Raw genomic sequence first — 1234 nt, 5'->3', positions numbered from 1 at the left:
TATTGCTGGTAGGTTGCTCCTCAGCAGAGCCTACTTCCTCTTAACATCCTGATACAAAGATAAATTATAAAAGTTAATTAATAATGAATTATCCAACTTTGTTTGGATTTTAAATGGAAAAAGCGATATGAACAATTTTCACAAACTAAGCACAATACTTTTATGCAGTGCCTGCCTATTGGCCGGCTGCACGGAAGAGACAAAGCAAACGGGTACCGATCCCGTCACCCCGGACGCGGACAATGCACGCCGGGAAGTGATGATGACTTTGAAAAATAAGTTGTCTGTAACCCCCGTGTCCTCAAAGGCAGGGAGACCCATCGCTACAGCCGCCGAAAATGCCGTTTCAATGCTCGATGTATACGTTTTCGGAGCTGAGACGGAAAACGGCGAATACACCTTCCTCGAACGCTTCGCCTACCGCGCCGATGCCAACGACAAACTGCCACAGGGAGCCACTGAGCTGCAACTCAACACCACCGATGCCGACGGCAACGAAACGAACGGACTGCTCAAACTCAAAAAAGGACTATTCGTAAAACTATACTGTATCGCAAACGATACGACGCTGGTCGACCCGGCTACCACGAAGGTGGTTAAACCCGCCGACTTCACCCCCATCACCTTTACGGAAAGCGAAGACGGTACACCCCGTTTGGCTACCGAAGGCATCCCCCACGAAAGCACATTCACTACTTACCATACGCACCTGCTCAGTGCAACCGTTCCGGCAGACACACTGGCTACACCGCTCGCTATGGCAGGGGCACTGACCACTCCGTTAGACCTGACAGATTCAGGCAGTGCTGCGCGCTTGCAGATCGGTTTCCGACTGACACGTCTCGTGGCTCGATATGATATTAATAATGAAGCGGGAAGTTCCCGCTTCATTATCGAGACTGTCTCAATCGGCAACGCACGATGCGGTTCCGGTTATTTCCCCATACAGCCTTACGGCGATATGCCAGAAGCGAAACCCGACGAACTTATCACTAGCCCCGTACGACGGTTCTACGGAGAGAACGCCAACAAAGGATTGCAGACAGGAGCTTTCTACTCCTACCCTTCACCTGAAAAAGACAATGCTTTCTTAATTATTAAAGGTATGTATAAATAATACTTCGTTAAATTTATAACTAATCCGTTGAGAACAAATAAGTTAATTGATAAAATTTAGTACAATAAAATAGGTCAAGTGGCTGATTTTCATTACCTTTAATGGTATCCTACCACA

The 1234-nt window shown here is 47.3% G+C and carries 1 protein-coding gene; it reads left to right on the top strand.

Going from position 1 to position 1234, the window contains the following annotated elements; translation table 11 throughout:
- Positions 1-127 precede the first annotated feature (127 nt).
- Positions 128-1117, top strand: coding sequence for a hypothetical protein (locus NBH15_RS29145; protein ID WP_128135846.1), 990 nt, complete (start codon positions 128-130; stop codon positions 1115-1117).
- Positions 1118-1234 lie beyond the last annotated feature (117 nt).

This window comes from Parabacteroides caeci, from assembly GCF_023656795.1.
GTDB classification, from domain to species: domain Bacteria; phylum Bacteroidota; class Bacteroidia; order Bacteroidales; family Tannerellaceae; genus Parabacteroides; species Parabacteroides segnis.
The sequence above is the reverse complement of the archived record's forward strand: the minus strand, read 5'-3'. Positions and strand labels throughout refer to the sequence as shown.